The organism is Amycolatopsis sp. 505 (genome assembly GCF_031625235.1).
Taxonomy (GTDB): Bacteria; Actinomycetota; Actinomycetes; order Mycobacteriales; family Pseudonocardiaceae; genus Amycolatopsis.
In genome coordinates this window covers 140,176-163,317 of sequence record NZ_JACKQP010000013.1, presented here as the reverse complement: position 1 = coordinate 163,317, position 23,142 = coordinate 140,176, and the positions used below count along the sequence as shown (strand labels likewise).

At 72.8% G+C, this 23,142-nt stretch carries 26 protein-coding genes; 7 read left to right on the top strand and 19 right to left on the bottom strand.

Annotated features, from left to right (window positions below; translation table 11 throughout):
• Nucleotides 1–190: 190 nt before the first annotated feature.
• Nucleotides 191–634: a DUF6294 family protein gene (locus H5965_RS39630; protein ID WP_310976198.1), complete on the top strand. Its 444-nt coding sequence runs from the start codon at nt 191–193 to the stop codon at nt 632–634.
• Between the two features lie 19 nt (nt 635–653).
• On the opposite strand, the gene H5965_RS39625 is transcribed toward H5965_RS39630, so the two are convergent.
• Complete coding sequence (locus H5965_RS39625) at nt 654–1,001, bottom strand: cytoplasmic protein (protein WP_310976197.1); 348 nt, start codon at nt 999–1,001, stop codon at nt 654–656.
• A gap of 37 nt (nt 1,002–1,038) precedes the next feature.
• Here H5965_RS39625 and H5965_RS39620 point away from each other — a divergent pair, with 37 nt between their 5' ends.
• Nucleotides 1,039–1,629, top strand: a complete 591-nt coding sequence (locus H5965_RS39620; protein WP_310976196.1) for a TetR/AcrR family transcriptional regulator — start codon at nt 1,039–1,041, stop codon at nt 1,627–1,629.
• On the opposite strand, the gene H5965_RS39615 is transcribed toward H5965_RS39620, so the two are convergent.
• Both H5965_RS39615 and H5965_RS39610 read right to left on the bottom strand, forming a co-directional pair.
• Nucleotides 1,622–2,035, bottom strand: a complete 414-nt coding sequence (locus tag H5965_RS39615; protein ID WP_310976195.1) for a hypothetical protein — start codon at nt 2,033–2,035, stop codon at nt 1,622–1,624. The genes H5965_RS39620 and H5965_RS39615 overlap by 8 nt on opposite strands.
• 61 nt (nt 2,036–2,096) lie before the next feature.
• Nucleotides 2,097–2,960, bottom strand: a complete 864-nt coding sequence (locus H5965_RS39610; RefSeq protein ID WP_310976194.1) for a universal stress protein — start codon at nt 2,958–2,960, stop codon at nt 2,097–2,099.
• A 628-nt stretch (nt 2,961–3,588) separates the two neighbouring features.
• Between H5965_RS39610 and H5965_RS39605 the strand changes: the two genes are divergently transcribed.
• Nucleotides 3,589–4,368 (top strand): prepilin peptidase, encoded by a 780-nt coding sequence (locus tag H5965_RS39605; protein ID WP_310976193.1) that lies wholly within the window; start codon nt 3,589–3,591, stop codon nt 4,366–4,368.
• A 4-nt stretch (nt 4,369–4,372) separates the two neighbouring features.
• On the opposite strand, the gene H5965_RS39600 is transcribed toward H5965_RS39605, so the two are convergent.
• Genes H5965_RS39600 through H5965_RS39550 form a run of 11 tightly spaced genes read right to left on the bottom strand, consistent with a single transcriptional unit; the run spans nt 4,373 to nt 13,543 of the window.
• Nucleotides 4,373–6,382 carry a hypothetical protein gene (locus H5965_RS39600; protein WP_310976192.1) on the bottom strand — a complete coding sequence of 670 codons (2,010 nt, stop codon included), beginning with the start codon at nt 6,380–6,382 and terminating at the stop codon, nt 4,373–4,375.
• The gene (locus tag H5965_RS39595; protein ID WP_310976191.1) at nt 6,379–7,002 is read right to left on the bottom strand and encodes a prepilin-type N-terminal cleavage/methylation domain-containing protein; all 624 of its coding nucleotides are present in this window, start codon (nt 7,000–7,002) and stop codon (nt 6,379–6,381) included. The genes H5965_RS39600 and H5965_RS39595 overlap by 4 nt, the downstream gene beginning before the upstream one ends.
• Entirely contained in the window at nt 6,996–7,424 is a 429-nt protein-coding gene (locus H5965_RS39590) for a prepilin-type N-terminal cleavage/methylation domain-containing protein (protein WP_310976190.1), read from the bottom strand. The genes H5965_RS39595 and H5965_RS39590 overlap by 7 nt, the downstream gene beginning before the upstream one ends.
• 13 nt (nt 7,425–7,437) lie before the next feature.
• Nucleotides 7,438–8,643 carry a type II secretion system F family protein gene (locus tag H5965_RS39585; protein WP_310976189.1) on the bottom strand — a complete coding sequence of 402 codons (1,206 nt, stop codon included), beginning with the start codon at nt 8,641–8,643 and terminating at the stop codon, nt 7,438–7,440.
• Nucleotides 8,640–10,163: a GspE/PulE family protein gene (locus H5965_RS39580; protein WP_310976188.1), complete on the bottom strand. Its 1,524-nt coding sequence runs from the start codon at nt 10,161–10,163 to the stop codon at nt 8,640–8,642. The genes H5965_RS39585 and H5965_RS39580 overlap by 4 nt, the downstream gene beginning before the upstream one ends.
• Nucleotides 10,160–11,242: a type IV pilus twitching motility protein PilT gene (locus tag H5965_RS39575; RefSeq protein WP_310976187.1), complete on the bottom strand. Its 1,083-nt coding sequence runs from the start codon at nt 11,240–11,242 to the stop codon at nt 10,160–10,162. Before H5965_RS39575 ends, H5965_RS39580 begins: the two co-directional genes overlap by 4 nt.
• 60 nt (nt 11,243–11,302) lie before the next feature.
• Complete coding sequence (locus H5965_RS39570; protein WP_310976186.1) at nt 11,303–11,638, bottom strand: prepilin-type N-terminal cleavage/methylation domain-containing protein; 336 nt, start codon at nt 11,636–11,638, stop codon at nt 11,303–11,305.
• A gap of 43 nt (nt 11,639–11,681) precedes the next feature.
• Nucleotides 11,682–12,113, bottom strand: coding sequence for a hypothetical protein (locus tag H5965_RS39565; RefSeq protein WP_310976185.1), 432 nt, complete (start codon nt 12,111–12,113; stop codon nt 11,682–11,684).
• Nucleotides 12,110–12,589, bottom strand: coding sequence for a hypothetical protein (locus H5965_RS39560; RefSeq protein WP_310976184.1), 480 nt, complete (start codon nt 12,587–12,589; stop codon nt 12,110–12,112). Before H5965_RS39560 ends, H5965_RS39565 begins: the two co-directional genes overlap by 4 nt.
• Nucleotides 12,586–13,035: a hypothetical protein gene (locus H5965_RS39555; RefSeq protein ID WP_310976183.1), complete on the bottom strand. Its 450-nt coding sequence runs from the start codon at nt 13,033–13,035 to the stop codon at nt 12,586–12,588. Before H5965_RS39555 ends, H5965_RS39560 begins: the two co-directional genes overlap by 4 nt.
• A 55-nt stretch (nt 13,036–13,090) precedes the next feature.
• A complete protein-coding gene (locus tag H5965_RS39550; RefSeq protein ID WP_310976182.1) occupies nt 13,091–13,543 on the bottom strand; it encodes a hypothetical protein in 453 nt (150 codons plus the stop codon).
• Between the two features lie 397 nt (nt 13,544–13,940).
• On the opposite strand from H5965_RS39550, the gene H5965_RS39545 reads away from it, so the two are divergent.
• Complete coding sequence (locus H5965_RS39545; protein WP_310976181.1) at nt 13,941–14,906, top strand: TIGR01777 family oxidoreductase; 966 nt, start codon at nt 13,941–13,943, stop codon at nt 14,904–14,906.
• 190 nt (nt 14,907–15,096) lie between these two features.
• Here the strand turns inward: H5965_RS39545 and H5965_RS39540 are convergent, their stop codons facing one another.
• Nucleotides 15,097–16,119: a helix-turn-helix domain-containing protein gene (locus H5965_RS39540; RefSeq protein WP_310976180.1), complete on the bottom strand. Its 1,023-nt coding sequence runs from the start codon at nt 16,117–16,119 to the stop codon at nt 15,097–15,099.
• Nucleotides 16,120–16,579: 460 nt separating this feature from the next.
• Here H5965_RS39540 and H5965_RS39535 point away from each other — a divergent pair, with 460 nt between their 5' ends.
• Nucleotides 16,580–17,536, top strand: coding sequence for an alpha/beta hydrolase (locus H5965_RS39535; protein WP_310976179.1), 957 nt, complete (start codon nt 16,580–16,582; stop codon nt 17,534–17,536).
• 121 nt (nt 17,537–17,657) lie between these two features.
• Here H5965_RS39535 and H5965_RS39530 read toward each other — a convergent pair whose 3' ends face one another.
• Complete coding sequence (locus H5965_RS39530) at nt 17,658–18,695, bottom strand: NADPH:quinone reductase (protein ID WP_310976178.1); 1,038 nt, start codon at nt 18,693–18,695, stop codon at nt 17,658–17,660.
• A 165-nt stretch (nt 18,696–18,860) separates the two neighbouring features.
• On the opposite strand from H5965_RS39530, the gene H5965_RS39525 reads away from it, so the two are divergent.
• The gene (locus H5965_RS39525) at nt 18,861–19,001 is read left to right on the top strand and encodes a hypothetical protein (RefSeq protein WP_310976177.1); all 141 of its coding nucleotides are present in this window, start codon (nt 18,861–18,863) and stop codon (nt 18,999–19,001) included.
• A gap of 79 nt (nt 19,002–19,080) precedes the next feature.
• Nucleotides 19,081–19,212 (top strand): hypothetical protein, encoded by a 132-nt coding sequence (locus H5965_RS39520; protein WP_257920605.1) that lies wholly within the window; start codon nt 19,081–19,083, stop codon nt 19,210–19,212.
• A 7-nt stretch (nt 19,213–19,219) separates the two neighbouring features.
• Here H5965_RS39520 and glgC read toward each other — a convergent pair whose 3' ends face one another.
• The 3 genes from glgC to H5965_RS39505 all read right to left on the bottom strand — a co-directional run bounded on the left by glgC (nt 19,220) and on the right by H5965_RS39505 (nt 23,125).
• Nucleotides 19,220–20,437, bottom strand: a complete 1,218-nt coding sequence (gene glgC / locus H5965_RS39515) for a glucose-1-phosphate adenylyltransferase (protein WP_310976176.1) — start codon at nt 20,435–20,437, stop codon at nt 19,220–19,222.
• Nucleotides 20,434–21,588 (bottom strand): glycogen synthase, encoded by a 1,155-nt coding sequence (gene glgA / locus H5965_RS39510; protein WP_310976175.1) that lies wholly within the window; start codon nt 21,586–21,588, stop codon nt 20,434–20,436. Before glgA ends, glgC begins: the two co-directional genes overlap by 4 nt.
• 148 nt (nt 21,589–21,736) lie before the next feature.
• Entirely contained in the window at nt 21,737–23,125 is a 1,389-nt protein-coding gene (locus tag H5965_RS39505) for an SdrD B-like domain-containing protein (RefSeq protein WP_310976174.1), read from the bottom strand.
• Nucleotides 23,126–23,142 lie beyond the last annotated feature (17 nt).

Below are 23,142 nucleotides of genomic sequence, written 5' to 3'. Positions count from 1 at the left end.
CCCGCCCCTCCGCGACGCGGTTATCCCGCGCGCTCCGGCGTACAGGAGCGGGCCGGACGCCGTGGGATACATCCGACGCCCGAGTGAACCTGCGTCGACGAACTGTCGATGGATTGTCGACGGAGGCTGCGAAGCTCGGCAGGCGCGGACCGGGAGGGTCCGCGGCCACCGGTTCTTCGGGAGGAAGTCCATGAAACGCATGATTCGGGGTCTCGCACCGGTTTTCGCCCTCGCGGCGACGGGCGCGGCGGTGCTGGCGGGCGCGCCGGCGGCGAGCGCCGCGCCGGCGCACACCGCGGCGGTCCTCGAGGTGAAAAGTGCCACTTGGGGTCAGCTGCACGTCGGAGACTGCGAGCAGGACAACGGCACCATGATCATCCGGTCGGACGGCACGGGTGACTGGAGCGCGACGACGCTGACGTTCCAGACGCACTCCGGCGACGTTTGGCACTCCAGCTTCGACTTCAAGACCACGGCCGGGACGAAGCTGTTCTCGGCGGGCACGTTCGACAGCCCGCGGATGGACGACGGCAACCCGCCGCCGCGCTACTTCTGGACGAAGCACTTCACTTACGACGCGTCGCTCTTCAGCGCTGTCAACATCTTCAAGACCATCCAGCACTCGAGCTGCTGAACCACGGAACCGCCCCGGGTCACGGTCCGCCGGGGCCCAGGGCGGTGCCCGCCACGGCGCCGCCGGGGCGGGGCTCCTTGAGTTCGACGAACATCGCGTGCGTCGGCGTGGCGCCGACGTTCTCGCCCGCGTGCTCCTGGGCCGCGACCCAGCGCACCGCACCGGCGGGCAGTTCGACGCCGACCTCGCGGCCGCCGGCGGAGATCCGGCGGCTGAACGCGCTCAGCGTGACCATCACCGTGTCGGGGTGGCGGTGCGGGGCGGTCCGGTCGCCGGGGGTGTCCTGGTACTCCAGGACCCGCACCCGCTCGTTCTCGAAGACCACGCGGTACAGCTCGGGATTCGTTTCGGCCGGGTCACCGGTCATGGCCGCCTCCTTCGTGGGACGTGAGTACCATGATGGCATGGAGGTACCGTATGAGTCCACGGGCCGGAGCCGGCAGAAGGGCCGGACGCGCGCGGCACTGGTCGCGGCGGCGCACGAACTGCTCGCGAACGGCGTTTCCCCGACGGTCGAGGACGCCGCCGAGGCGGCCGGGATCTCCCGCACCACGGCCTACCGGTACTTCCCGAACCAGCGCGCGCTGCTGCTGGCCGCGTACCCGGAGATCTCCGGCGACGCGGGCCTGCTGCCCCCGGACGCGCCCGCCGACCCGGTCGCCCGCCTCGACCTGGTGATGCGGGCGTTCCTCGAGTTCACCCTGCGCTGGGAGCCCCAGCTGCGTGCACAGCTGAGGCTGTCCCTGGAGCCCGGCGCGCCGCAACCGGTGCTGCGGCGCGGCCGGGCGATCCGCTGGATCGAGGAGGCACTGGCCCCGCTGGCGGACACGCTGGACGTCCACGCGCTGGCGGTGGCCATCCGCTCGGCGACGGGCATCGAGTCCCTGGTGTGGCTCACCGACATCGGCGGCCTCGACCGCCCCCAGGCGGCCGCGGTCCTGGCCGGTTCGGCCCGCGCGATCCTGCGCGCGGCCCTCGAGCAGGCGGCTAGCTGATCGGCACCGTCGCGGTGCAGGAGCTCGTGCCGTTGTCGAAGGTCGCCGCCGCGGTGCCGGCGTACATGGTCGGCACGGCGGTGGTCGACGGCATCGTGAAGGTGGTGTTCCCGGTCGTCGCCGCCGTTTGGGAGTACACCGTGTGCGTCGCCGAGCCGGCGCGGTAGGAGATCCGCAGGGAGACCTTGCCCGCGACGTCACCGATGTACGGGCCCGACGTGGTGTACCCGCTGAGGATGCGGTGGTAGCTGCCGTCGGTCTCGTACCGGAGCGTGAACGTGCCGCTGAAGCCGCCCGCCTTGCAGATGGCCGTCCGCTGGACGATCGTCGCCGCCTCGGCCGGGGTTGCCAGCACCGTCGTGCCGGCCAGCAACGCGACCAGCCCGGCCTGTACCGCAGTCTTCATCTTTCTTCCTCCCTCTCGCATCTTGTGATCCTGCCCGGTGCCGCTTCCGTTCCGCTTCCCTTCAGGTGGTGGTGCGGACCAGGTGGACGGGGCAGGCGGCGTGGTGCAGCAGGGCCTGCCCGGTGGAGCCGAGCAGCAGCCCGGGGAAGCCACCGCGGCCGCGGTCGCCGACGACGACCAGCTGGGCGGCGCCGCTGCGTTCGAGCAGTTCCTTGCGCGGATGGGCGTGGACGACGATCTGCTCGACGGCGACGTCCCCGGTGTCGTGGGCGTCCACCCGTTCGCCGAGCAGCCGGCGCCCGGCCTCGGTGACGCACCGGGGATCCCGGTGCGGCGGCGGGCTGTCCGCCCAGGCGTGCAGGACGATCAGCGGAGCTCGCCGCGCCCGCGCTTCGGCGACGGCGGTCGCCAGGACGCGGCCACCGGCCTCGCTGCCGTCGATCCCGGTGACGACGGGCCGCGCGGAGGCGCCGGGCTCGTCCCAGCTGTCCCCGCGCACGACGACGGTGTCACACCGAGCATGCGTCCCGACGGCGGCGGCGACCGACCCGGCGAGCAGGCTGGTGAGCCTGCCGTGCCCGCTCGACCCGACGACGAGCAGCGCGGCGGACCGCGAGGCCTCGACCAAGGCCTGGGCCGCCCGGTCCGGATCGAGCCGCGTGGCGGCGTCGGACACCCCTTGCGCGGCGGCGAGTTCCCGGGCGGTCCGCAGCGCCCGCCGCCCGCGGGCCCGCAGGGCATCGACCATCTCCTCGGGCGGAGGCACAACACCCCCGGCGAGAAGCGCGGAGACATCGAGGGCGTGCACGATCTCGAGCGGAGCACCCCGAAGCCGGGCGGCCCGAGCACCCCACCGCACGGCATCAAGCGACTCGGCCGACCCGTCCACCCCGGCAACAACCTTCAACCCGGCAGCGGCGGTCATTTCCAAGACTGTAGGCCCGCACGCCCACCCCCGGGGCGCTTTTGCCGCGGCCGGCCCACCCAGCCTGCCGCCCACCCCGGCTCGCCGCCCGCCCCGGCCTGCCGAGCCCACCGCCACACGTGCCGGACCCGCCGCCGCACCTCCGGGCCTGCCACGGCGCCCCAACCTGCCGCCGCGCACCCCGCCTGCCGCCGCCAGCCGAGCCCACCGCCACACGGACCGGACCCGCCGCCGAGCCCATCGCCTCGTACCCGGCCTGCCACGGCGCTCCCAACTCGCCGCCGCACGGCGCGGCCAGCCCGCCGCCGCGCGGCCCATCGCCGCCCGCCCCACCACCGCCCCGCCCCAGGCCGCCGCTTCGCATACCCAGGCGGTCGGCTTGCGTACCTGCGCGGACGACACGCGTACTTGGATGGACGACTCGCGTACCTGCGCGGACGACACGCGTACTTGGATGGACGACACGCGTGATTGGAGGGTCGGCTCGCGTGATTGGAGGGTCGACACGGGCGGTCGGCGTGTCGTCCGGCTGGGTACGCGTGTCGTCCATCCAGGGCGGGTGGTGTCCGGTCGCGGGGCGGGGGTGGGTCCGGCAAGATCGGCGGCGGTCCCAACCCCGGAGGAGCCGATGGCGGTGCTGGTCGTGGCGGCGGCGGTGCTCGGCCTGGTCGTCGGGTCGTTCCTCAACGTCGTGGTCCACCGGGTGCCGCGCGGCGAGTCCGTGGTCCGCCCGCCGTCGCGCTGTCCCGGCTGCGGGCAGGCCGTCAAGGCCCGGCACAACGTCCCCGTCTTCGGCTGGCTCGTGCTGCGCGGCCGGTGCGCCGCCTGCGGTACCCGGATCAGCGTCCGGTACCCCCTCGTCGAGCTCGCCACCGCAGTCCTCTTCGCGCTCCTGGCCCTGCGGCTCGACCCACCGGACCTGCCCGCCTTCCTCTACTTCGGCGCGATCGGCATCGCGCTCGCCCTCATCGACCTCGACTGCCGCCGCCTGCCGAACGCGATCGTGCTGCCGTCCTACCCCGTCCTGGTGGTCCTGCTGACGGCGTCGGCCTGGTACCGCGGCGACTGGTGGTCGCTCGCCCGCGCCGGCATCGGCGGCGCCGCGCTGTTCGCCTTCTACCTCCTCCTCGCGCTGGCCTACCCGGCCGGCATGGGCTTCGGCGACGTCCGGCTCGCGGGCCTCCTCGGCGGGATCCTCGCCTACCTCTCCTGGGGCACCCTGCTGATCGGGGCGTTCGGCGGCTTCCTGCTCGGTGCCCTCGCCGGCGTCGTCGTGCTGGCCGCCGGCAAGGGCGGCCGCAAGACCGCGCTGCCGTTCGGGCCGTTCATGATCGCCGCCGCCCTCCTGGCGATCTTCGCGGCCGGCCCGCTCGGCGACGCCTACCAGCGGCTGACCGGCCTGGCCTGACCGGTCACCGGTTCCCCGACCAGCTCAGCACCGACACCTGACGCGCTCCCGGCACCGGATTCGTCGGATCACCGTCCACATAGGCCACCCGCGCCCGGGCGGCCGGAACACCACCCGGCGCACAGGTGGCCGACCCCGGGCACACGTACGCCGAGAGGTAGACCCCGAAGACGAACCCGGGCGAGTCGTCCGGCACCTCGATGACCGCCCCGGTGAACGTCACGCTCCCGGTCTCCTTCACCCACAACGACCGCGCGATGACGCCGAAGCGGAAGATCGGCTCGGTCGCGTTGTTCAGCGTGACGTCCAGGACGGCCTTGGGCGCGTACGTCGTTCCCTGCACGTAGAACCGGTTCCCGGAGTTGTTCACCGTCGTGACCAGCGCACACGCCGCGCTGCTGCTGTACGCCAGCTGGGTGCACCCGCTTTCCGCACGCAACGCGGGCGGGGTGTAGGTGAGCTCCAGCTGCAGCGCATCCACCAGTTCCGTGCCCTCGTGCTTCACGGTCACGCCGTAGCTCAGCTGCCCGCCGCTGAGGGTGCCGTCGTACACCGCCTGCGCCAGCTGGTTCGTCACGTCGGTGACGTCGGTCGCGGGCGTGCCATCGCTCGGCGTGGACAAGCTCAGCGTGATCGGCGAGCTGCCCGCGGGAGTGAACTGGGCGGTGCGGGTGTCCTTGTTCGCGCCCTGGTCGTTGCGGTGGGTGACGCGGATCTTCGCCGAGGTCAGGATCGTCCCGGCGGGCGGCACCGCGGCGGGGGCGAAGCCGGTCGCGGTCAGTGCGGCACTGCCGCCACCCTTGCCCGGCGAAACCCAGGCCGCACCGGTTCCGTCCACTGTGGACAGAGAGGCGGCCGTACCGGTGAAGCCGCCGGTCACCGAACCGGGAACGAGCGTCGCCGTCACCGGGGATTCCGCGCCCGAGGTCAGGCCGTACACGGCCACCGGCGGCCGGTCCGCACTGTAGGTCCCGCAGATCTCCGCCTGGCCCGCCTTCACCGCCAGCCGGCTGTCGCCGCCGAAGACGAACTGGACGCCGACCGCCTTCGCGTCGTCGATCGGGTTGTCACAGGCCCCGGGGATCTTCGCCGGGACCGGCGGCTTGGCGATGATCCGCCCGCTCTCGTCCACCGGCGTGCCCGCGACCACGTATCCGTTGTCGATCGTCCACACGTCCTCGCCGGCGAGCAGCGACGGCGGCCGGACCGGAGCACTGTTGCGGAAGTCGAAGTAGTACGTGCCGGGCGTGAACCAGAACGTGCTGTCCTTGCACTTGCTGCTGCTCGACATCATCGCCGACAGCCCGGCCGCGTCGTCGTAGAACCCGGGCTGGAATGTCACCAGCGAGCCGGACTTGGTGCACGGCGGCAATGCCTGGCGCGGCGGTACGGACGTCAACGCCGGCGCGTAGCCGGGGTCCGCGCCGAGGCTCGACCCGCCGTAGCCGCAGGACGCCGCGGGCGTGCTCCGGATCGTGCCCGAGCAGGCGCCGCGGGCGTACACCGCGGTGTTCGTGTCGAGCGCCCCGTTGACCACGCGGATGTTCGAGTTCGAGGACACGATGCCGTGCACCTTGAACGACGACCCGGTCGGCTGCTGGATGTTGAGCCCGTCCTCGCCGCCGGTCCCGAGGGTGAGGATCGCGTTGCCCGGCCGGTTGCACACGCTCAGGGACGGGCACTGGATCTGCACCTTCGCCGGATCGGCGGTGCACGACACGGCGGCCGAGCCGGCGCCGCCGAAGTTCGGCAGCGTCAGCGTGTCCGACGCGCCGAAGCAGTGTTCGCCGGCCGCGCCGGTGAACGTGCTGGTGCGGATCGCGTTGATCCCCGCCTGCAGCGCCCCGTCGGCCGTGTAGGCCGACGCTGCTTGGTCGCGCAGGTTCACCGTGGTGCGGACGCTGGTGTCGGCGAACGACAGCAGCGCGCCGAGCACCACCGCGATCACCGTGACCAGCACGAGCACCAGCGGCAGCGCGGCTCCGGTGTCGTCGCTCTTCCACCGGCGGGTCATGTCTGCCTCCGTTGCCCGAACAGGGTGATGGGGTAGGGGTCGGCGCGGGGCGCCACGGCGGTGAAGGTGAACTTCACCCACAGCGGGACGGCCGCGGCGGTGCACGGGCTCGAGCAGGTGATCGCGGGTGTGCCCGGGGCGACGTGGTGTGCGACGACCGAGTCCGACGAAGCCGCGGAATCCAGGCAGCGCAGGCGGTGCAGCTCGGTCCCGGCGAGGTAGTAGGCGACGATCGCGGTCCGCCGGGTCGCGACCGGCGTGCCGGTGTCCCAGTCGTCGGACAGCAGGCGCACCACCGAAACCGGCGTCGCGGCCGTGCCGCACACCTGCCCGCCGCTGTCGTAGGCGGCGCCGAGCTGGATCGACGGCGAGTACGGGACCTGGCCGTTCGCGACCTGGCCCGAGTAGTCGCGCAGCCCGACCGCGGCGACGTCCTGGGCGAAGAACGCCGAGCTCTGCTGGGCGTCGTGCGACACGGCCAAGCGAGCGGACGTCGCGTCGGTGTTGCGGATCGAGACGATCACCGCGTTGGCGATCGGCGCGGCGACCACCCCGAGGATCACGACGACGACCAGCAGCTCGATGAGCGTGAACCCGGCGTCGGACCGGCGGCTCAGCACAGCGCCTCCCCGAGCCCGCACCGCTTGCGCACCACGACCTCCAGGCGTTCGCTCGCCCGCCCGTCGACGCTGGCGACCTGGAGGGTCACCTGCTGCAGCCCGCTGTCGGTGCCGCAGGTCGCCGACCACGCCGAGCCGGTCCAGTACTTCACCGACGTCACCGAGCCGGTGAACCCGGACGGCACGGTGAACCCGGCGGGCGCGGCGTACTTCGCGGGCGCGGCGCACGGGAAGTACCCGCCCGCCAGGACGGCCTCGCCGAAGTCGCGCACCCCGGCCCCGGCCGTCGCCTGCTTGCGGTGGACGTCGGACATGAACACGCTCACCCCGATCCCGCCGACGACCGCGAGGACGGCGACCCCCAGGATCGCCACCGCGACCAGCAGTTCGAGGAGGCTCTCGCCCCGGTCGTCCGTGCTCATCGGAGGCCGCCCATCAGAGGTGCACCTGGCCGAAGATGCCGTACATCGCCGAGACGAGCGCGACCGCGACGAACCCGACGACCAGCCCCATCACGACGATGACGGCCGGCTCGAACAGCGCGGTGAGCTTCTTCAGCCGGTAGTCCAGCTCGCTCTCGTAGTACTGGGCGGTCACCTCGAGCTGGGTGTCGAGCGTGCCGGTGTCCTCGCCGACGCGGATCATCTGCGCGGCGGTCACCGGGAACAGCCCCGAGCCGGTGAGCGGGCGGGCCAGGCCCTCGCCGTTGAGCACCGCCTGCGCGACCCGGCCGAGCGCGCGCATGAACACGCGGTTGCGCAGCGAGTCCGTCGCGACCCGCAGGGCCTCCGGCAGCGGCACCCCGGCGCTCACCATCGACGACAGGATCCGGCAGAACCGCTCGACCAGCGCGTGCCGCACGGTCGGGCCGATCGCCGGGACGCCGAGCAGCGCGCGGTCGCGGGCGTACCGGCCGCCGGGCGTGCGCACGGCGACCAGGTACCCCGCGATGCCGGCGAACAGCCCGGCCAGCAGCGCCCACCACCACTGGCCGAGGAAGTCGGTGACGGCCAGCAGCATCCGCGTCGGCAGCGGCAGCCTCGCGTTCAGGCTGGCGAAGAACGACTTGAACCGGGGGAGGACGAAGGTGGCGAGCACGACGACGGTGACAACCGACATCAGCGCGATCATCGCCGGGTAGATCAGCGCGGCCTTGATCTTGCGCCGGGCTTCGAGGTCGCGCTCGAGGTAGCCGGCGAGCTGGTCGAGGACGACGTCGAGCTGCCCGGTGAGCTCCGCCGAGCGCAGGATCTCGCGGTAGAACTCGGGGAAGATCTTCGGGTGCCGGTCGATGCAGTCCGACAGCCGGTCGCCGCCGCGCAGGCCCTGCCCGACGTCCCGCAGCATCCGGGCCACCGAGGAGTTCGCGGCCTCCTCGCCGAGGATGTGGACCGCGTCGATCAGCGGGAGCCCGGCCCGGACGAACGCGCCGAGCTGGCGGGAGAGGTGCATGACGACCTCGCGCTTGACCCGTGGCGCGGTCAGCTCCAGGCTCAGCACGCTCTTCTTCTCGGTGATCTCGATGTCGCGCAGTTCGCGTTCGTACAGCGCGAGGACGGCGGAATCGGCGTCGGCGGCCTTCTGCACCCCGCGGGTGCGCTGCCCGTCCGGGCCGGTGGCGACGTAGGCGTACCGGTTCATCGCGCCCCTCCGGTGAGGTAGATCGACCGCAGGACCTCGGCCGGGGTGGTGACGCCCTCGGCCACCAGCCGCAGGGCCTCGTCCTGCAGCGTCCGCATGCCTTCCTTGCGGGCCAGCTCGTGCACCTCGCGGTGCGGCGCGCTCTCCAGCACCAGCGTGCGGATGCCTTCGCTGACCGGCATCAGCTCGTAGACGCCGGTGCGGTCGAGGAACCCGGTCTGCGCGCAGAAGTTGCAGCCGGCCCCGCGGACGAACCCGCCCGCCGGGCCGTCCGCACCCAGGGCGTCCAAAAAGGACATCTCCTCGGCGGACGGTTCGTAGTACTCGCTGCAGCGCGCGCAGATCCGCCGGACGAGCCGCTGGGCGAGCACCGCGGTGACCGAGGACGCCACGAGGAAGTTCTCGATCCCCATGTCCAGCAGCCGGTGCAGTGCCGACGCGGCGTCGGTGGCGTGCAGCGACGAGAGCACGAAGTGGCCGGTGAGCGCGGACTGGACGGCGATGCGCGCGGTGTCGACGTCCCGGACCTCGCCGACCAGGATGACGTCCGGGTCCTGGCGCAGGATCGACTTGAGGCCGTCGGCGAAGGTGACCCCGGTCTGCTCGTTGATCTGGATCTGGTTGATCGAGGACATGGTGTACTCCACCGGGTCCTCGATGGTCATGATGTTGCGCTCGCTGCTGTCGAGCTCGCTCAGCGAGCCGTAGAGCGTCGTGGTCTTGCCGCTGCCGGTGGGCCCGGCGCAGATCACCATTCCGTAGGGCGACTGCAACGCCGCCGTGTAGCGCGCGGCCATCTCCTCCGGCATCCCGAGCTGGCGCAGCCGGAACAGCGGGCGGCTCTTGTCCAGCAGCCGCAGCACGACCTTCTCGCCGCCGACGACCGGCGTGCTCGCCACCCGGATGTCCACCGGGCGGTCTTCGACGTCCATGCTGATCTGGCCGTCCTGCGGGCGGCGGCGCTCGACGATGTTCATGCCGGCGAGGATCTTGATCCGGCTGGTCACCGCGGGCCCCATCGAGCCGGGCAGGTCGAGGACGTCGTGGAGGACACCGTCGATGCGGTAGCGGACGCGGATCCGCTCGGCCTGCGGCTCGACGTGGATGTCGGACGCGCGGTCGCGCAGCGCCTGCTTGATCATCAGGGCGACGACGTGCACGACGGGCGCATCGTCGTTCGCGGTGGCCGGCGCTTCGGTGCGGGCCGCGTCGCGGCGGACGGCGTCGCGGGCTTCGAACGCTTTGACCTGCTGGTCGACGCCGGTGAGCGCGCGGTAGGTGCGGCCGATGGTGGCCAGGATGTCCGCGCGTTCGGCAACGGCGACGGTCACCGGCCGGCCGAGCGCCTGCTGCAGCGCCGGGGCGGTGGCGGCGTCGGCCACCGCGACCAGCACGGTGTCTTCGCGGACGGCCAGGGGGATGGCGCAGAGTTCGCGGGCCTGCGCCTCGCCGAGCAGGTCGGCGGCGGCGCGGTCCGGGGTCACCGTGCGGAGGTCGACGGTCCGGGTGCGGAGTCTCATGCCGGCACGCTCCGGGGCCGCGGGGCGATGTCCTGCGGGTGGAGGCTGCGCGCGGCGGCGTCGGCGGGGGTGACGAGCCCGGCGGCGACGAGCTGGGACAGCGACTGCTCCAGCGTCACCATGCCTTCGCGGCGCCCGGTCACCAGCGCGTTGCGCAGCTGGTGCGGCTTGCCCTCCTTGATGAGGTTGCGGACGGCGGTGTTGGCCACCAGGACCTCGAAGGCGGCGACGAGCCCGCCGCCGATGCGGGGGAGCAGCCGCTGGTACACGATCCCGGTGAGGGCGGCGGCGAGCTGCACGCGGACCTGCTCCTGCTGCCCGGCCGGGAAGACGTCGATCATCCGCGCGAGGGACTGCGCGGTGTCGTTGGTGTGCAAGGTGGCGAAGACGAGGTGCCCGGTCTCGGCGATGGTGAGGGCGAAGCGGATCGACTCGAGGTCGCGCATCTCGCCGACCAGCAGGACGTCGGGGTCCTCGCGCAGGGCGCTGCGCAGCGCCGCGGGGAAGGACTCGGTGTCGGTGCCGACCTCGCGCTGGTTGACCGCGGAGCGCCGGTGCTCGTGGACGTACTCGATCGGGTCCTCGACGGTGAGGATGTGGCAGGCGCGTTCGGAGTTGATCCGGTCGATGACGGCGGCGAGCGTGGTCGACTTCCCGGAGCCGGTCGGCCCGGTGACGAGCACGAGACCCTGGTGCCGGCGGGCGAAGTCGGCGAGGACGGGCGGCAGGCCGAGGTCGGCCATGCCGGGGATGCGGCGCGGGATCATCCGCAGCGCGACGACGGTCTCGCCGCGCTGGGTGAAGGCGTTCCCGCGGACGCGGGCTTCGTCGCGCCAGCCGAAGGAGAAGTCGAATTCGCGGGTGGCGCGCCAGGCGAGGGCCTGGTCGTCGGTGAGGAGCTCGGTGAGCAGGGCGCGGGTGTCCTCACCGGTGAGGACGGGCTGGCCGGGGACCGCGGAGAGGTCGCCGTGCACGCGCAGCTGGGGCGGCAGTCCGGCGGTGAGCAGCAGGTCGGTGCCACGCGCCTGCCACAAGGCCTCGAGCAGGCCGTCGACGCGGCTGCCGATCTGGGTGGGCATGGTTTCCCTCCGGGGCGAGGTGCGTCCGTGGGGGTGGGTCACCCACCCCCACGGAACGGTTCAGTGGGTGCAGGCACCGGCGGCCGTGACGACCCCGGCGGTGATGGAGATCGTGTAGCCGTTGGTGGTCGACGGCTCATCCTTCAGGTAACCGGCGGTCTTCAGCGCGGCCGGGCTGGCGGCGTAGCTGCCGGTCTTGGCGTAGTAGGCCTCGTTGGCGGTCTCGACGCTCTTCCAGTCCGCGTTGCACGCGGCGGCCTTGCCGTCGCCGTTGAACGCCTGCACGGCGAACACGACGACCCCGGCGAGCACGCCCAGGATCACGACGACGATGAGCAGTTCGATCAGGGTGAAGCCGTCTTCGTGGGCGCGGACGGCGCGCAGTCTTTCCAGCATGGTTCTTTCCTTTGCGTTGCAGGGTTCGAGGGGTGTTCCGGAATCAGCAGGCGGCCACCTCCGGAGATCGCGTCCCCTTCCAGGAACCGGCCGTGGCGCGCACGCTCACGTAGACCTTGTTGTTGCCGGGCAGGGGGATGGTGGCCGAAGTGGTCGTGGCGGTGCCCGCGGTGGAAACCGGGCCGCCCGCCGTGGTCGCGGTGAGGAGCTCGAACCCGGGCGGCAACGGGGTCGGGTAGGTCCAGTGGAGCGTGGCCGAGGGACCGCTGCCGTTGCCGTTGTTGCACTTCGCCGAGTCGACGACCGGCTGGCCGGGCGTCTGCAGCTTGAGCCCCGCCGCATACCCGGTGCCAGGGCCGGACTTCAGCCAGGCCGCCTCCGCTCGCGCCGCGCCGATCGCGGTCAAGCCGGTGATCACCGTGGTCCACGCGGCCGCCACCATCGCGGCCGCGAAGACCACCCTGGGCGCGCTCATCCGCTCACCACCGTGACCGTCACCGGGATCGTGAACACCGCGCCCTGGCAGCCGTCGTCGGAAGCCGTGATCATCGACACCGCACCCGTCAGCGTGAGGGTCGTGCTTCCGCCCGCGGGCACCGGCGCGTTGGGCGACTGCGCGGTCCAGCTCACGCCGGTCGTCGTGCAGGTGCCGGTGCCGTTGGCTCCCGTCGGCGTCCCGTTCGCCACGATCGTGCTGACCTTGACCGGGTACGGGTTCGGGTTGCCGACCAGGATCTTGGCGTCGCCCACCGGACCGCCGGGGTAGAGCGGGCCGGTCGTGAGGGCCGAGGCCGGCACCGTCCCGGTCGTCGGCGCGGCCGCCGTTCCGGCCTTCGCGTTCGCCGCCCCGGAACCGGAGCTCGTCCACGCCGCGACGGCGATCCCGCCGCCCAGCGTCGCGCCGACCACCGTGGTGACCACGAGCACGCGGCGCAGGGTCGGGTTCTTCATGGCTTGACCGCCGTTCCTGTGTACGTCAGGGGAAAGGTGAGCGATCGGCACGCCTCGGGGGTGCCGGGCAGCATGCGGGTGGTGAGGGCGACGTCGGCGGTGCCGTCACGGGGCACCGTCACCGGCCGGGCGAGCGGGTCGACCTGCACCGAGGCCGCCGGGCAGGCCGGGACCGGGCGGCCCCGGCTGTCGACGGGTTTGCCGACCGCGGCCGTCACGGTCTGGACGAGGATGGGGAAGTTCTCGGCGTTGGCCAGCCGGATCCACCGGGTCCCGGTCGCGCCGGGCACCAGCGCGGTGGCCCGGCCGGGCACGTCGGCGATGCCGAACTGCTTGATGCCGTTGCCGTTCGCGGTGTTCGCCACCGGCGCGGGGCCGATCGCGAACCACGTGACCACGACGGCCGCGAGCGCGCCCGCCGGAACACCGCTCCGCCACCTGGACATCGGGGTCCTTCCGGGGAAGGGCGGGGCGGTGGTTGGCGCACCGCCCCGCCGTGGATCAGGAGGCGTTCGAGGCGAGGGTGGCGGTGAGCGGCAGCACGAAGGTCTGGCTCTTGCAGGCGTCGGTGGCGTTGGCGTTCATCGTCGCGTGCAGGGTGTAGGTCTTGGAGCCACCGGCCGCGATGGTGCCGGTGGTGTCCGCGGGGACGGCGCTCGTGACGGTGCCCGCGGCGCAGCCGTTGACCGCGTTCGAGGAGCCGGCGCTGATCCCGGTGACCACGACGGGGTAGCTGTTCGGGTTGTCGACGGTCACGGTGAAGTCGGTGCCGCCGCCCGGGTAGAGGGCGCTGCCGGAGCCCGCGGGCGTGATCGTCGAATTGACCGACGTGGTCGACGACACCGAGCCGGTGCCGCTGCCGGTGCTCGTCCAGGCCGCGTAGGCGACACCGGCGACGACCACCGCTCCGGCGGCACCGAGGACGATCGCGGACCGCTTGCTGATCTTGCGCATGAGGTTCTCCTGGGAGCTGTTCCGTCGGGAAGGCCGGGCTCGGTCGCGGTCCGGCTGGTCCGGTGTGGACCGTCACGATGAGTGTGCGAACTCCCCGGCGATCTTCTCCCCGGGCGACCGGCCCGACTGCGAAGGTCCGAGGTCTCTTGTCCTCGAGGGCCCGTCGTGTTACGCGCGCAGGATGCGACGTCCTCCCCAGCGAGTAAAGCTCTGATGCAGGAGTGTGACCTGTGGTTATCCAAACCCGTTCGGCCGAATGGCGGAGACCTCCTCGTGATCTTCCGAAGGGGTCTTCGGTGGTCTTGGCGCCTCTTGGGGTGGTGGTTGAGGCTCGCATTGCGGTGATTACTCCCAGTCATAATTGAACATGTTCAACTCCTGCGGTACGGTCGAGAACATGAAGGTTGTGATTCCGGGCGGCACCGGCCACCTGGGCCGGGTACTGAGCCGCGCGCTGGTCGAGCAGGGGCACGAGACCGTGGTGCTGACCCGGCGGGAGGCCCGGCCGGAGCCGGGCGTGCGGCACGTCCTCTGGGACGGCCGCGGCCCGGGGCCCTGGACGGCGGAGGTCGACGGCAGCGACGTCGTCCTCAACCTGGCCGGCCGGTCGGTGAACTGCCGGTACACCCCGGCGAACCTGCGCGAGATGCGGAACTCCCGCGTCGACTCGGCGCGGGTGGTCGGCGGCGCGATCGCCCGCGCGGCCCGGCCGCCGCGGGTGTGGCTGCAGATGAGCACGGCCACGATCTACGCGCACCGGTTCGACGCGCCGAACGACGAAACCACCGGAGTGCTGGGCGGCGACGAGCCGGACGTGCCGGCCTACTGGTCGTACAGCGTCGACATCGCCAAGGCGTGGGAACGCGAGCAGCGCGAGGCGGAGACCCCGGGCACCCGCAAGGTGGCGCTGCGCACGGCGATGGTGATGAGCCCGGAGCCCGGCGGAGCGCTGGCGATGCTCCTGCGCCTGACGCGCCTGGGCCTCGGCGGCCCGGTCGCGGGCGGCGGCCAGTACATGTCGTGGATCCACGAGGACGACCTGGTCCGCGCGATCGGCTTCCTGATCGAGCGGGAGGAGATCAGCGGCCCGGTGAACGTGGCGGCCCCGCAACCGTTGCCGTACCGCGACTTCCTGCGCGCTCTGCGAGCGGCGGCGGGGATGCCGGTGGGATTGCCGGCGACGAAGTGGATGGCGGAGATCGGCGCGTTCGTCCTCCGCAGCGACACGGAACTGCTGCTGAAGAGCCGTCGCGTGATCCCGGGCCGGTTGACGGAGGCGGGATTCTCGTTCGGGTACCCGGAATGGCCGGCCGCTGCGGAGGACCTGGTGCGCCGGTCACGCCGGCCGTCGAGGGTGGGCTGAGTCCGGTGCGGACCGGTGGACGCCGGGTCGACGTTGTTCCAGAGCTCGCCGAGTCCACTCGGGACGGTCGGCCGAGGCGGGCGTTGTCCGGGTTGCCGGGTCCACTGAGGACGGTGCGGACCTGTCGGGGTGTCCTCCGGGGGTCTGGCGCGGGCGTTGTCCCGGAGCTGCCGGGTCCGCTCGGGGCGGGTCAGCCGAGGTCGGCGTTGTCCCGCAGGCGCCGCAGCACCAGGGCCAGGTGGAGGCGGAACCGTCCGGCCGGCGAGTCGACCTCGAAGCCCAGCACCGCTTCCGCGCGGGCGAGCCGGGCCGGCATCGTGCTGTGGTGGCGGTGCAGGGCCGCGGCGGCCTTGCGGGCCGAGCCCGTCGCGCACAAGGCGTCCAACGCCGCCAGTGTGTCCGCCCCGTGGGGTTCGGCCGCGAGGCGGTCGAGGGCCCGGACGTCGGCCAGCTCCGCGAGTTCCGCGGGGGCCAGCTTGTCCGCGAGCGCGGCCAGCCCGCCGAGCCGTTCCCACCACACGACCGGCTCCGCCGCGGAGGTGAACCGCAGCGCCGTCCGGGCGGCCGCCCACGAACGGGCGACCTCGATGGCCGGCCCCGCCGGCCCGACACCCGCGCGGGCGCCCTCCGGCAGCGAGGCGACCTCGCCCGGCAGCAGGACGGCACGCACCCCACCCAGCCGCGCCGAACGGCCCGCGAGCGCGTCGACGCCGGTGCCCGCGAGCACCCGCAGCCGGGTCGCGGGGCCGAAGCCGAGCAGGTGCAGGGCGCGGGACCGTTCGACGGTGCCGGTGTCCTCGGACAGCACCAGCTCGACCAGCGCCGGATCCCCGAGTTCGGGCCGCGGCACCCCGGAGTGCTCCAGCAGGATCGCGGCGGCGATGGCGAACCGTTCGAGCAGCATGTCATCGAGGGGGAGGGGCGCACCGTCCCGCGCCACCCACACGACGACGCCGCCTTCGAGCGTCCGCGCGGCGGCGCCCACCGGCGCCGCACCCAGGGTGACGACGTCGTGGCCCGGCGCCGCCCGCAGCGACAAGCCCCGGCCGGGAGCATGCACGCCGACGGGACACCCGGCGAGCTCGGCGGTGCTGCGCACCAGAGCATCGACTCCGGAGCGGCCGGTGATCAGGCGGTCGAAGAACCCGATCACCCGCACGGCGTTCTCGGCGTCGGCATCGAGCCCGGACAGCCGCAGCAGCAGGCCTTTCATCCCGCCACGATAGGCGCGCCCACCACCGGATGGCGAGCTCTGCCCAGGCAACGCACCGCGACGGCGAGCGAGGTCCGGCCGGGCAAGGCCTCCGCCCGCCAAGCGCCCCGCCGCCGGACCCGCCCGCCCGATCCACCAGCGCCCGGCCGACACCGCAAAGCCGCCCACCCCCGCCGGTCCGCTCACCAAGCGCCGCCGGACCCTGCGCGCCCAAGCCACCAGCGCCCGGCCGACACCGCAAAGCCGCCCACCCCCGCCGGTCCGCTCACCAAGCGCCGCCGGACCCCGCGCGCCCAACCCACCAGCGCCCGGCCAACCCCCGCGCGACTTCGGCCCATCAACCGCGTCGGCCTGCGCCGACCCCGCTCACCTGCCCCTCCGCCGGGTGGCGAGGTTCCTCCCCGCAACCCCCGCCGCGTGGCGGTGGCCCGGCCGGACGGCCGGCGCCGATGATCGGAGCATGACCTACGCCATCGATCCCGAGCTGCTGCCCTGGCTCGACATGCTCCCCGCCGTCACCCTCACCGACCACGCCTCGCTCGTGGCCGCGCGGTCCTCGATGGGGCAGCTCAGCGAAATCCTGCCGTCCTACGAACCCGCCAACCCCGTCGACGTGCAGGACATCGCCGTGCCCGGGCCGTCCGATGCGCCCGATGTCCCCGTGCGGATCTACTCTCCGGCGAACCGCACCTCCGCCGTGCCCGGGCTGCTCTACATCCACGGTGGCGGGTTCGTCATGGGCGATCTCGACATGTTCCACCCCGCCCTGCTGCGCCTCGTCGACGAGCTCGGCATCGTGATCGTCTCGGTCGACTACCGGCTGGCCCCCGAGCACCCCTTCCCGGCCCCCGTCGAGGACTGCTACGCCGCCCTGGCCTGGGTCGCGGCCAAGGCCGACGAGCTGGGCATCGATCCCGCCCGCCTCGGCGTGGCCGGCGAGAGTGCCGGCGGTGGCCTGTCGGCCGCGGTGGCGCTGCTGGCCCGCGACCGCGGTGGTCCCCAGCTCTGCTTCCAGTACCTCGGCATTCCGGAACTCGACGACCGCCTGGACACCCCGTCGATGCGGGACTACACCGACACGCCGATCTGGAACCGGCCCAACGCCATCCACAGCTGGACGAGCTACCTCGGCGCGGAACCGGGCGGCGCGGACGTCTCGCCCTACGCCGCCCCGGCGCGGGCCACCGACCTGGCCGGGCTGCCGCCCGCGTTCGTCACCACCTGCCAGTTCGACCCCCTCCGCGACGAAGGCATCGCCTACGCCCAGCGGCTCGCCCACGCGGGCGTGCCCGTCGACCTGAGGCACTACCCGGGCACCTTCCACGGTTCCTCGATGGTCGAAACGGCCGGGATCTCCCGGCGCATGTTCGCCGACGAGGTCGACGCCCTGCGCCGCGGCCTGCGCATCGACGGCTGAACTCGACGACCTGCCACCGGCCGTGGTCGCGGACCGGCGGCCGGCGGAGGCCGCAAAGTCCTGGCCGGCTTTCCGGTCTCGTGACAGGAAAGCCGGTCAGGACGCGTGCAGCCCGCCCGGCTCAGTCGGCCGGACCGACGTCGATCAGCACCTTCCCCGTGATCCCGTCCTCCGAGGCCGCGTGCGCCTTCGCCGTTTCCGCCAGCGGGAAGCGGTGGAGCGGCACCCCGCGGTCCTCACCGAGCCGCAACGCGCCCTCGGCCATGGCCGCCGTGATGTCCTCCGCGCCCGCGCGCAGCTTGTCCTCGCCCACCGTGTACAGCACCAGGAACTGGTACCGCGCGTTCAGCCACAGGTTCGTCCCGAAGTCGAGGCTCACCGTCCCGGTGCCCCGGTCGTCGCCGTACGTCGCGACCGTGCCCCTCGGCCGCAGCACCTCCGTGTGCAGCTTCGCGTTGACCCCCATCGCCACCTCGACCACCAGATCCACGCCATCGGGGGCGACCGAGCGGATTTGCGCGCCCAGCGAAGAGTCGGGGTAACGCAGCACGTGCTGCGCCCCGGCGGCCCGGGCCAGTGCCTCCTTCTCCGCGCTGCTGACCGTCGCGATCACCGTCGCCCCGGCCCAGCGGGCGAGCTGGATGGCCGCGTTGCCGACCGCACCCGCTCCGCCGCTGACCAGGACCGTGCGACCGGTCAACGCTCCGGGGGAGAGCCGGGCCGGGCCGTCCTCGGCGACCGTCAGCGCGCGGTGGGCCGTCAGGGCCGGGATGCCGAGGCCGGCGCCCTCGTCGAACCCGGCGCCGTCCGGCAGCCGGACCAGCTTCGAGGCCGGCAGCACCGTGTACTCCTGCGCCGTCCCCGACGCGGGCCCGTACGCCCCCGCGATGATCAGCCACACGCGGTCGCCGGGGGCGAACTCCGTCACGTCCGGGCCGACCGCGTCGACCACGCCCGCGCCGTCCTGGTTGGGCACGGTTTCCGGGATTTCGGCACCGGGCTCGGCGCGCAGCCCGCTGCGGGCCTTCCAGTCCGTGGGGTTGACCGCGGACACCACGACCCGGACCCGCACCTCGCCCGGTCCCGGGTCCGCGACGGCCCGCTCCGACAGTTCCAGCACCTCGGGTCCGCCGTGGCGGCGGTAGACGACTGCCTTCATACCCGGTGCAATCCGCGGACCGCCCGGGATATTCCCCGCATCTGCGGAAATGCGCGCGGGAAATCGTTTTTCGGCACTGGGAAAGCGCGAAAACAAGATCCCCCGGCCGGGCGATTTTCCGGGTTCGTTCCAGCGGAATCGGCGGTCGTCCCAGAAACTGGGCGCGTGGGAGAGGAAAAGAGTGACGAGCGGCCGAAGCGCGACGACGGTGAGCCGACGCCGATCTTCGACGCCGTGTTCAATGCGACGCGCGCGAAGGCGAATCCGCCGAATCCGCCGCGGGAACCGGACAAATCCGCGCGGTGACGTGCAGCAGGTTGTTCGCCGTCCGCGACGGACATGTAGCATCCCGGGTGCCCGAGCACCCGTGGCCGAGGAGGGGACCGTGGCCGGCGTCGTCAACAGCATGATCGCCGCCGAGTACGCGGCGGGAGCGTCGATCTCCGAGCTCGCCGAGCGCTGGGGGATCGACCCCCGGCAGGTCGTCGAGCGGATCTCGGCGGCCACCCGTTCCTGAGCGCGGCTCAGATCGCGCGTTCCCCCTTGCCCAGCACGACGATGCCGCCCTCGCTGACGTGGTAGTGGCCGCGGTCGCGGGCCAGGTCGACGCCGATGTGCGCCCCGGCGGGGACCACGACGTTCTTGTCCAGGATCGCCCGCCGCACCACCGCGCCGCGGCCGACGCGGGCGCCGTCGAGCAGCACCGAGCCCTGCACCACCGCGCCCTGCTCGACGATGACGTCGGGGGAGAGCACCGAGTCGACCACCTGGGCCCCGGAGATGATGCAGCCGTTGCTGACGATCGACTGGTTCGCCGAGCCGCCCTCGACGAACTTCGCCGCCGCCCGCTGGCCGGGGTGGGCCAGGATCGGCCACCGCCGGTTGTAGAGGTTGAAGATCGGGTGCGTCGAAATGAGGTCGGTGTGCGCCTCGTAGTAGCTGTCGATGGTCCCGACGTCGCGCCAGTAACCGTGGTCGCGTTCGGTTTCGCCGGGCACCACATTGGTGTTGAAGTCGTAGACGGCGGCTTCGCCCGATTTGACCAGCGCCGGGATGATGTCGCGGCCCATGTCGTGGTGCGAGGCGGCGTTTTCGGCGTCGGCGTAGAGCGCTTCCAGCATCACCTTCGTGGTGAAGATGTAGTTGCCCATGGACACGTACGCCTCTTCGGGCGAGTCCGGCAGGCCCGGCGGGTCCGCGGGCTTCTCCATGAACGCGTCGATCAGCAGGCCGTCGGTGGTCCGGATGACCCCGAACGAGCTCGCCTCCTTCCGCGGGACCCGGATGCCGGCGACGGTGACGCCCGCACCGGAGGCGATGTGCGCCTCCAGCATCTGCCGCGGGTCCATCCGGTAGATGTTGTCCGCGCCGAACACCGCGATGTACTCCGGGTTCTCGTCGTGGACGAGGTTGAGGCTCTGGTGGATGGCGTCGGCGCTGCCCTGGTACCAGCGCGGGCCCAGCCGCTGCTGCGCGGGCACCGGCGTGACGTACTCGCCGGTCAGCGACGACAGCCGCCACGTCGTCGAGATGTGCCGGTCGAGCGAGTGCGACTTGTACTGCGTCAGCACGCACAGCCGCCGGATGCCGCCGTGCACCAGGTTGGAAAGCACGAAGTCGATCAGCCGGTGGGTGCCGCCGAAGGGCACCGCCGGTTTCGCCCGGTCCGCCGTCAGCGGCATCAGGCGCTTGCCTTCCCCACCCGCGAGCACGATGCCCAGGACATGGCATTCGCTGTTCACAGCGACCTCCCGCACGCCTCGTAGAGGGCGACCGTCCGCTCGGCGATCGCCTTCCAGCCGAACTCGCCGACCGCGCGCTCGCGGCCGGCGGTGCCCATCGCGGCGGCCCGCTCCGGGGAGCCGACCACTTCGTTCAGCGCGGCGGCCAGCCCCGCCTCGAACCCCTGCGGGTCCTGTTCGTCGTAGTGCACCAGCAGCCCGGTGCGGCCGGCGTCGACGACCTCGGGGATGCCGCCGACGTCACTGGCCACCACCGGCGTGCCGCACGCCATCGCCTCCAGGTTCACGATGCCGAGCGGCTCGTAGACCGACGGGCAGGCGAACACGGCGGCGTGCGTGAGCAGCTGCACGACCTCGCCGCGCGGCAGCATCTCCGGGATCCAGCGGACGCCGGTGCGGGTCTTCTCCAGCTCGGCGACCAGCCCGCGGAACTCGGCGTCGAGCTCGGGCGTGTCGGCGCCGCCCGCGCACAGCACCAGCTGGACGCCGGGGTCCAGCGAAGCGCCGGCCCGGACGAGGTGCGGGACGCCCTTCTGCCGGGTGATCCGGCCGACGAACAGCACGTACGGCCGGTCCGGGTCGATGCCGTGCTTGGCCAGGGCCTCGGTGCCCGGGTCGGGGCGGTAGAGCGTGGTGTCGATGCCGTTGTGGATCACGTGCACGCGCTCGGGCGGCACCGCGGGGTAGGCGGCGAGCACGTCCCGGCGCATGCCGCCGCTGACCGCGACGATCGCGTCCGCGGCTTCGTAGGCCTCGCGCTCGATCCAGGAGGAGACGCGGTAGCCGCCGCCGAGCTGCTCGGCCTTCCACGGCCGCAGCGGCTCCAGCGAGTGGGCGGTGACGACGTGCGGGATGCCGTGCGTCATCTTCGCCAGGTGCCCGGCGAGGTTCGCGTACCAGGTGTGGCTGTGCGCGAGGTCGTGGCCTTCGAGCGCGTTCGCCATGGAGACCGCGATGTCCATGGTCGTGAACGCCGGCTGCCGGTAGCCGTGCGGATCGGTGTGCCCGGTGGCGTCGGGGCGGTCCGCGCCCCAGCAGTGCACGTCGAGGTCGACCAGCGGTCGCAACTCCCGGGCGAGGAACTCCACGTGGACCCCGGCGCCGCCGTAGACCTCCGGCGGGTATTCGCGGGTGAGCAGGCCGACCTTCATGATGCGAACCCTAGGGCCTCCCGGGCCCGTGGCGCAGTCTGGCGGACAGGGGAATTCGGCGAGTTTTCCGTCACTGCCGGGGTGATCGCGACGCCGGAGCGGCCGGCGCCCCCGGTGACCCGGCGCGCGGCCGGGCCACCGGGCGAGGTCAGCGCTGGTACCGGAGAGCCCAGTCTTCCCCGCAGTACCAACAGGTGCCGACGGTGACGGACGCGCCGTCCGCGCCGAACGGGCGCCAGCCGTCGATGCGCACGATGTACGGGCCGGCCGGGACGGTCCCGAAGGCCACGTGCCCCTGGGCGTCCGACACGGCGGTCGCGGTGACCGCGCCGTCGACCCGGTCGACCAGCTCGGCCGTCGCACCGGTGATCGCCTCACCCGGGTCGACCGCGTAATTGGCGTTGTCGTCGTGGTAGAGCACTCCACCGGTGGCGGCCGGCGGGGCCGCGACGTGGGCGTACAGGTCGACCTCGGGCCGCCCGTCGAGCGGACCGGGGTCGATCCCGAAGTCGCAGGCCGCGTAGAAGCCGCCGTAGGTGGGGGCGGCCGAGGGCACGGTGCCGGTTTCGGTGAACGTCCGCGTCTCGCCGGCGGCGAGGTCGAACGAGCCGGGGGCGGTGATGTCGTTCCAGCCGTCCCACCCGAGCAGGTGGTCGGGGCCTCCGAAGCGGTCGCACCCGAGGGTGATCCCGTGCAGGTCGCCGGCGCTGACGTTGGTCACCGTGAAGGTGACCTGGACGCTGTCGCCGACCTGGTAGGTACCGCGGTCGAACGAGCCGGTCGCGTGCAGCTTCTCGGAGAACGGCCGGACCGCGCGCAGCTGGACGACCGGCCCGGGGTCGCTGCCGTCGACGTCGAGGCGCTGCTCGGTGGCGGCCTCGTAGACCCAGCCGTCCGGCAGGTTCCGGCTGGAGATCCCGTAGCGCTGGGCGGGCAGGCCGGTGAAGGCGAACCGGCCGTCGGCGTCCGTGGTGACCTCGATCGGGTTGCCGGAGCTCGTGCCGTACAGGTAGGCGATGGCGCCGGGCAGGCCCTCGCCCGCGTCGAAGGCGCCGTTCTCGTTCCGGTCGCCGTAGAGCACACCGGATGCCGGGCCCTGCGTCGTCGTCGGGTCGACCATCGGGACGGCCAGCTCGCCACCCTCGGCGTCGGGCCCGCGGAACCGGTCCTGCGGCGCGCCGTTCCAGCTCCAGACGGCGGCGGTGATCGTGAACGTCCGGGTGGCCCCGGCGTCGATCGTGACACCGGCCTGCGGGCTGCCGCCGAGGCCGGCCCAGTCCTGGATCGACAGCCACGAGCCCGCGAGGTGCTCGTCCCAGAGCGTGACCTTGGTCAGCGGCTGGTCGGTCGTGTTGGTGAGCGTCAGCGTGATCGGGAACGGCTTGGCGACCAGCTGCGGCCCGGCGCCGACCGAGGCGGTGATGAGCAGCGACGGCCCGTCGGCGTGGGCGGCCGGCGCGACGAAGGCGCCGGCGGTGAGCACGGTGGCGAGCACGGCGCAGAGCCGTCTCACCCCGCGCAGGGGTGTTCTGGACACGGTGGATCCCCCTGGAA

What these genes read in the sequence shown, in the direction of transcription:
- H5965_RS39580 (WP_310976188.1), bottom strand. Translation starts at nt 10,163, where the DNA reads ATGAGACTCCGCACCCGGACCGTCGACCTCCGCACGGTGACCCCGGAC.
- H5965_RS39630 (WP_310976198.1), top strand. Translation starts at nt 191, where the DNA reads ATGAAACGCATGATTCGGGGTCTCGCACCGGTTTTCGCCCTCGCGGCG.
- H5965_RS39545 (WP_310976181.1), top strand. Translation starts at nt 13,941, where the DNA reads ATGAAGGTTGTGATTCCGGGCGGCACCGGCCACCTGGGCCGGGTACTG.
- H5965_RS39530 (WP_310976178.1), bottom strand. Translation starts at nt 18,695, where the DNA reads ATGAAGGCAGTCGTCTACCGCCGCCACGGCGGACCCGAGGTGCTGGAA.
- H5965_RS39585 (WP_310976189.1), bottom strand. Translation starts at nt 8,643, where the DNA reads ATGAACCGGTACGCCTACGTCGCCACCGGCCCGGACGGGCAGCGCACC.
- H5965_RS39570 (WP_310976186.1), bottom strand. Translation starts at nt 11,638, where the DNA reads ATGCTGGAAAGACTGCGCGCCGTCCGCGCCCACGAAGACGGCTTCACC.
- H5965_RS39555 (WP_310976183.1), bottom strand. Translation starts at nt 13,035, where the DNA reads ATGTCCAGGTGGCGGAGCGGTGTTCCGGCGGGCGCGCTCGCGGCCGTC.
- H5965_RS39625 (WP_310976197.1), bottom strand. Translation starts at nt 1,001, where the DNA reads ATGACCGGTGACCCGGCCGAAACGAATCCCGAGCTGTACCGCGTGGTC.
- H5965_RS39610 (WP_310976194.1), bottom strand. Translation starts at nt 2,960, where the DNA reads ATGACCGCCGCTGCCGGGTTGAAGGTTGTTGCCGGGGTGGACGGGTCG.
- H5965_RS39540 (WP_310976180.1), bottom strand. Translation starts at nt 16,119, where the DNA reads ATGAAAGGCCTGCTGCTGCGGCTGTCCGGGCTCGATGCCGACGCCGAG.
- glgA (WP_310976175.1), bottom strand. Translation starts at nt 21,588, where the DNA reads ATGAAGGTCGGCCTGCTCACCCGCGAATACCCGCCGGAGGTCTACGGC.
- H5965_RS39535 (WP_310976179.1), top strand. Translation starts at nt 16,580, where the DNA reads ATGACCTACGCCATCGATCCCGAGCTGCTGCCCTGGCTCGACATGCTC.
- H5965_RS39575 (WP_310976187.1), bottom strand. Translation starts at nt 11,242, where the DNA reads ATGCCCACCCAGATCGGCAGCCGCGTCGACGGCCTGCTCGAGGCCTTG.
- H5965_RS39620 (WP_310976196.1), top strand. Translation starts at nt 1,039, where the DNA reads ATGGAGGTACCGTATGAGTCCACGGGCCGGAGCCGGCAGAAGGGCCGG.
- H5965_RS39590 (WP_310976190.1), bottom strand. Translation starts at nt 7,424, where the DNA reads ATGAGCACGGACGACCGGGGCGAGAGCCTCCTCGAACTGCTGGTCGCG.
- H5965_RS39560 (WP_310976184.1), bottom strand. Translation starts at nt 12,589, where the DNA reads ATGAAGAACCCGACCCTGCGCCGCGTGCTCGTGGTCACCACGGTGGTC.
- H5965_RS39600 (WP_310976192.1), bottom strand. Translation starts at nt 6,382, where the DNA reads ATGACCCGCCGGTGGAAGAGCGACGACACCGGAGCCGCGCTGCCGCTG.
- H5965_RS39565 (WP_310976185.1), bottom strand. Translation starts at nt 12,113, where the DNA reads ATGAGCGCGCCCAGGGTGGTCTTCGCGGCCGCGATGGTGGCGGCCGCG.
- H5965_RS39615 (WP_310976195.1), bottom strand. Translation starts at nt 2,035, where the DNA reads ATGAAGACTGCGGTACAGGCCGGGCTGGTCGCGTTGCTGGCCGGCACG.
- H5965_RS39605 (WP_310976193.1), top strand. Translation starts at nt 3,589, where the DNA reads ATGGCGGTGCTGGTCGTGGCGGCGGCGGTGCTCGGCCTGGTCGTCGGG.
- H5965_RS39550 (WP_310976182.1), bottom strand. Translation starts at nt 13,543, where the DNA reads ATGCGCAAGATCAGCAAGCGGTCCGCGATCGTCCTCGGTGCCGCCGGA.